The following is a 5,647-nucleotide window of genomic DNA, read 5'->3' as shown; positions in this document are numbered from 1 at the left end:
AATTTAAGTTAAATGGTAACAATATTTTGATATAAAATGTTTCACAGTCTAGCTAAAAAGTTGCAATAATTTAATTAATTTGCCAAAGTTTTATAATTAATTCTTGAGTTAAAAATATAGTTAAATCAAAGAATTATTGGCAATTAAAATAATTAGGAAATTAAATTAAGGCAACAGGTTACTATCTAAGTTAATATGATTTAAAGACTAATATAAGATGTGATAGGTTTGCGATATTTAATCAACAAGTATACACTTGTAAACTATACCATTATGTCTAATTTTTGAGTTCAAACTTGCTATTAATCACAAGGAAGTTGATATGTTATCTATTCATTCTACCTCGAAAAAATTAGAAAAGAATTTTTGTTGTCCAACTATAAAAACTTTATCAAAAGCCATGCTATTGGTAACTTTATCGGCTACTGGTATTGCTCATGCCAGTGAATATAGTAGCGTGGCCTTTTTTGGTGACAGCTTAACTGACGGTGGTTATTTTAAGCCTTTCGTAGATAAGCAACAATCGGGTCAGTTTACTACCAATCCCGATAATACTTGGGCGACTCCACTTGCTGAGCAGCTTGGGTTGTCGGCTACTCCAAATGTTTTGGGTAGTAGCGTCAAGGGTAATAACTATGCCATTGGTGGTGCAAGAGCAGGTAAGGCTGCTAATATAAGAGGCGCTAATGTTGCTTCAGCGCGAAGCCAAGTAGACAGTTATCTTACGGATAATAAAGTGGATTCTAAAGGTTTATACTCTGTTTGGATTGGCGCCAATGATTTATTGGCAGTAGTGAATGACGTGCCAAATGCCAATAGTATAATCACCTCTGCGGTCACTGATGAGGTGGCCACTATCCAAAAACTTCATGACAATGGCGCCAATTATATTTTAGTACCTAATATTCCAGATGTTGGTCTAACACCCATGTTGAATGGGTTAGGGCCTACTTTACAAGCTTTTGGTACCGGACTTTCTACTCAATATAACGATGCATTATATACTGGGGTTAAAGGGACAGGGGCCAATATTATACCTTTAGATACCTATAGCTTATTACAAAAAGTAGCCGCTAATCCATCCGCCTATGGTTTTACGAATGTGAAAGATAAAGCTTGCGGTAATGTTAGCTCTCTTGAATGTGGTAGGTCTGATTTGGTCCAGCAAGGTGCTGAAAACAGCTATTTTTTTGCTGATAGCGTACATCCTACAGGTCGTGCTCACCGTATGATTGCTGATTATGCGAACGCTGTTGTGACCGCTCCAAGTCAGGTAGGCGTGCTGCCACACATTGCTACCCAGTCAGCTTTGGCAACCACTGAACGTCTACAGACCCATATCAATCAACTTCAAAATCAGTCTACTCAAAATCAGTCTAACCAAATTAACGCTTTGCAATATAAAAAAGGACCTACAGTTTGGGCCTCTGCTGACGTAAACGCTCTAAATGTTGCAGGGTTTGATAGCAGTGGTAATTACCAATTGTTGTTAGGTATGGATTTTCCTCATAGCACAGATTCAAATGCAGTAAGTGGTATCTACGGCAATATTAGCCAGTCAGAATTAGACAACAATGTACGTACTGGCATAAATCAATTGGATCTAGATGAGTACGGTGTGGGTCTGTATCATAGTAATAAGTTTGGCAACGTACTGCTAGACGGCGCTTTGGGTTATGGCAGTTTAGACTTATTTCTCAATCGCAAAGTTAGTTTAGATAACCATATTGAAAACTTTAAGTCGGATGTGAATGGAAAGCGTTATTATGCCACCCTTAAAGCCGGCTATCCGATGCAAATGGCGAGTATGACTCAGTTTGCCAATACCACGCTGACGCCATACTTAGCGGCAACGGTAAACCGAGTTCAAATTGATGCTATTAAAGAAAAAGATTTGACCAATCCAATTGGCATGCAGTTCGATGAGCAAAAATACAATACGGTGTACGGCACACTTGGCGTTAAGGCAAGTAGCCGTTTAAGTGACACGCTTGACGTATTTGGTGATGTGCATTATCAAAAGCAGTTAGACAATGATCGCAAGGGTGTGACAGCCCGTTCTAATACTATGTTATATATGCCCTTTACTACGCCAACTACCGATATTGATGAAGATAGTTTTGGGGTAAGTTTAGGATTATCGCGTCAGTTCGGTGCGGTTAATGCCAATGCTGGTGTGTCGCATACACGAGGCGATAATGATGACGCAACCAGCGTATTTGTTGGCTTAAGCAGTTCTTTTTAAGTGAAGATTTCATAAGAGCTATTTTTAGTAATACATTAAATTTATTAGGGCTGGATAGTTATGACTATTCAGCCTTTTGATTTAAAACGGTAGTAGATAATCGATAACCTAAGCTTATGGCAATGATTACGCGAAGCTTATTTGCATCAGGCAAATTGCGTGGTACGATTAACTTCTTTTTTTATATCAGATAGCAATTAACTTTAATGCCAAGCCTTTTATAAATCAAAAAACAGCATAGGTAATCGTTTTTTATAAATAACAGTGTTTCATAAATGACATCGTTTTATAAAGAATAAAGTTTCATAAATAATAAAAAGTGATAGGTTAACCACTATGAGTAATCATGCCCCAAAACAAGATCCAAAATCTATGCCATTGCAAGGCAGTGTAGTGTGGCAAAAGGACAGACAATTTTTGGGTACTGCACCTTCTGGACAGCAAGTTGATATAGATGCCAATAAAGTAGCAGGTGCCAGTCCAATGGAGTTAGTGCTTTTGGGTCTAGGCGGTTGTGCTAGCTATGATGTGGTAGGTATCTTAGAGAAGGGACGTCAAGACATACAAGACGTGCGTTGTCAGTTATCTGCTATCCGAGCCGATACAGTGCCTGCCGTCTTTACCGATATTCATCTACACTTTGTGGTAACGGGTAATGACGTCAAAGAAAAACAAGTGGCCAAAGCAGTAGAGTTATCAGCAGATAAATACTGTTCAGCAAGTAAAATGCTAGCGCAAGGCGGTGTTAATGTGACGCACAGCTTTGAAGTCGTGGCCAGCTAAGTTAACCCTTAGCATAAGTATTGCGGCCATAAAAATTGGCAGTTAATGAAAGCTTGAAACCTAAGGAAGATAACATGAGTTGGTTTTTTGCCCTAATTGCAGATTCTGCAAACGTGGCTATTTGGTCAATGATAATAGCCAGTGCCTTGCCTTTTTTACTTGCTATGTTAGCCAAAGCAATAGGCGGGTTTGGTATGGCAGACAATAGCCATCCTCGAGAAGTGGTTGCTAAGTTTACAGGTAGGGCAGCACGAGCCCACGCCGCTCAGCAAAACAGCTTTGAGAGTTTACCTATATTTCTGGCCTCAGTGATCGTGGCAATGTTCTTCTTCGTGCCTCAAATTGTGGTCAATTATTTGGCAGTGATGTATGTGGTATTACGTCTGATTTATGCTATTGCCTACATTATTAACCTACCAACGCTACGTTCGATTATATGGGCATTGTCAATGGCATGTTGTTTTATGCTGTTTTATTTGGCAGTAAAAATGGCATTGTAAGCTTTTTTATCTATTGTAATTAAGCCTTTATACAGATAGTAAGTGAGTTTAATAAGCGGTTATCAGATATATTTGCAAAATGTGGTCGGCAGATATGGTTGCCAGATGTGGTTGCTTATTTAATCATCACGGCAGTTGCTCTATTAACAAATCGATAATGTGCTGTTTTTCTCGCACCCGCTTAATACTATCCCATAGCACTTTAGCTTCAATATAGCCTCTACTAAGCATACCAAGCCACTGTTTATACCGTCCAATTAATGCCAGATCATTTTTTGCCTCCCCCTGTAAAAAGGCAATTTGATAAGGGATTAAAGCATGCCAAGACAAGTCAGTCTCAGGGCTATCCACTTGAGCAACCAAATCCGGCCTGGTTACAGCGCCTCGTCCTAGCATGAGATGCGGCGTATTTGCTTGTAAAGCACAGCGTAGGGCTTGGTCATGATTCCAAATCTCTCCATTGGCAATAACTGGAATAGGAAGCTCAGTAAAGCCAATGACTTTTTCCCAATAAGCTGGCGGTTTGTAGCCTTGAGTCTTAGTTCGAGCATGTATCGTTAACCAGTCTGCGCCACTATCAGCGATAGCTTTTCTAATGTCTTCCATATTGCTAGTATCGTGATAACCCAAACGTATTTTGGCCGAGACTGGAATACAGCTCGGTGTCTTATCACGCACAGCAGCAATAATATCACGCATCAGCTTAGGCTCATCAAGTAGCACGCTGCCGCCACGATGATTGTTAACTGTTTTGGCAGGACAACCAAAGTTGAGATCAATGGCAAGTGCACCAAGCTCGGTAGCTGCCAAAGCATTCTCGCCCATAAGCTCAGGATTACTTCCCAGAAGTTGCACATGAATAGGAGTGCCACTGGCAGTTAGGCTGTTGTTCTTTAGCTCTGGCACATAACGGTAGAATACATTATTTGGTAGTACATGTTGAGTAACTCTAATAAACTCACTGACAGACCAATCATACGGACGACCCAATTTGCTAGCGATTTGAGTCAGGATTTGACGCATTAAAGGATCTGACAAGCCTTCCATCGGCGCCAGTATACGGACAGGATTTGAAAAAAATTGGGCAGAAAAAGACATAGCGATCACAGGTAGGGGTTAAAGTGGGCATGATAACTTATCTATATGAATACAACCATACTCGTGATATAAAGTTTTCAGATAGCCGCTAGCAGAAGGTTATGGCAATGGCATATTTAACTACTCACTAGCATATTTAACTACTCACTAATAGAATTTTTATAAATTATGGCTTTACCACACGTAAATCCGATATCATCTGTTCAAGATGTGACTTTCCTTTTTTACTCCAGATATTGTAAGAGCAATGACTATCACCTAAGGTTAAATAAGCCAGCCACTGCCCATTTGGGTTACCGCCTTCACGCCCGTAAGTTAGCTCTGTGCCATCTTGGTACGTATAATAATCTTTCCAGTTGCTAACTCTACCAACCGGTTCATTGATCCCAGAAAGTGCTACTCCATAAGCACTGCGTAATGACGGCAAATCATACGCCACTCCCCAACCGCCTGAAAAATTGGCACGTCGTACACTTCTATTGGCGAGTTGCGAATTGGCATTTTTAGGAAGGGCCAATAGAGGGCACTTTTGTCCGATTTTAGATTTTTTCCATTCCGTCTTATAAACCGAATCAATTTTAGAAATGCTGATAGGGGCTAAGCGCCATGATGCAGGAATAAAAGAGGGCGGTGTGAATGCAGGCACCGATTGCGGACGGTTACTGTCTGTAATTAAAGGAATTTCTGTGAATTGCGTATTGGTAGCAGTCGGTGAATTATAAGAAATATTGTTAGGCGAAACTGAATTGTTTATCACTACTGGAGGATTTTGCTTTTTAATGTTACTTGTTTGATTAACGACTTGGGTTTGTAGAGATGCTTGGGTTTGGAGAGAAGCTTGGATTGGCTGGTTAGTTGCTGCATTAACGGTGGACTGACAGCCACTAACTACTATAGCTAAAAGGGAAGTTCCGATTAAATTTAAGCTTTTTAAAGTCGTACTATTGGTTATAGCACCACTACTTGGCTTAGATATGAAGTTTGACATAATCAGTTCCTTATTAGGGCGTGTTGAACATTG

General features: G+C 40.1%; 5 protein-coding genes. 3 read left to right on the top strand and 2 right to left on the bottom strand.

Going from position 1 to position 5,647, the window contains the following annotated elements; all coding sequences use genetic code 11:
- The first annotated feature begins 322 nt into the window (after nt 1-322).
- The 3 genes from QZ265_RS09525 to QZ265_RS09515 all read left to right on the top strand — a co-directional run bounded on the left by QZ265_RS09525 (nt 323) and on the right by QZ265_RS09515 (nt 3,528).
- Complete coding sequence (locus QZ265_RS09525; RefSeq protein ID WP_296405640.1) at nt 323-2,245, top strand: autotransporter domain-containing protein; 1,923 nt, start codon at nt 323-325, stop codon at nt 2,243-2,245.
- Nucleotides 2,246-2,581: 336 nt separating this feature from the next.
- On the top strand, nt 2,582-3,028 hold the full coding sequence (locus QZ265_RS09520; RefSeq protein ID WP_296405638.1) for an OsmC family protein: 447 nt from the start codon (nt 2,582-2,584) through the stop codon (nt 3,026-3,028).
- Nucleotides 3,029-3,102: 74 nt separating this feature from the next.
- Nucleotides 3,103-3,528: an MAPEG family protein gene (locus QZ265_RS09515; protein WP_296405637.1), complete on the top strand. Its 426-nt coding sequence runs from the start codon at nt 3,103-3,105 to the stop codon at nt 3,526-3,528.
- A 126-nt stretch (nt 3,529-3,654) separates the two neighbouring features.
- Here the strand turns inward: QZ265_RS09515 and QZ265_RS09510 are convergent, their stop codons facing one another.
- Nucleotides 3,655-4,626, bottom strand: coding sequence for a tRNA-dihydrouridine synthase family protein (locus QZ265_RS09510; RefSeq protein ID WP_296405635.1), 972 nt, complete (start codon nt 4,624-4,626; stop codon nt 3,655-3,657).
- Between the two features lie 166 nt (nt 4,627-4,792).
- The gene (locus QZ265_RS09505) at nt 4,793-5,614 is read right to left on the bottom strand and encodes a hypothetical protein (protein ID WP_296405633.1); all 822 of its coding nucleotides are present in this window, start codon (nt 5,612-5,614) and stop codon (nt 4,793-4,795) included.
- Between the last annotated feature and the right edge of the window lie 33 nt (nt 5,615-5,647).

Source organism: Psychrobacter sp. (assembly GCF_018260395.1).
GTDB lineage: Bacteria > Pseudomonadota > Gammaproteobacteria > Pseudomonadales > Moraxellaceae > Psychrobacter.
Note: the sequence above shows the minus strand (reverse complement) of the source record. Positions and strands in the feature narration are given on the sequence as shown.

Bases quoted from the DNA above. Each gene is read 5' to 3' on its own strand.
- QZ265_RS09505 (WP_296405633.1), bottom strand. From the start codon at position 5,614: ATGTCAAACTTCATATCTAAGCCAAGTAGTGGTGCTATAACCAATAGT.
- QZ265_RS09510 (WP_296405635.1), bottom strand. From the start codon at position 4,626: ATGTCTTTTTCTGCCCAATTTTTTTCAAATCCTGTCCGTATACTGGCG.
- QZ265_RS09525 (WP_296405640.1), top strand. From the start codon at position 323: ATGTTATCTATTCATTCTACCTCGAAAAAATTAGAAAAGAATTTTTGT.
- QZ265_RS09515 (WP_296405637.1), top strand. From the start codon at position 3,103: ATGAGTTGGTTTTTTGCCCTAATTGCAGATTCTGCAAACGTGGCTATT.
- QZ265_RS09520 (WP_296405638.1), top strand. From the start codon at position 2,582: ATGAGTAATCATGCCCCAAAACAAGATCCAAAATCTATGCCATTGCAA.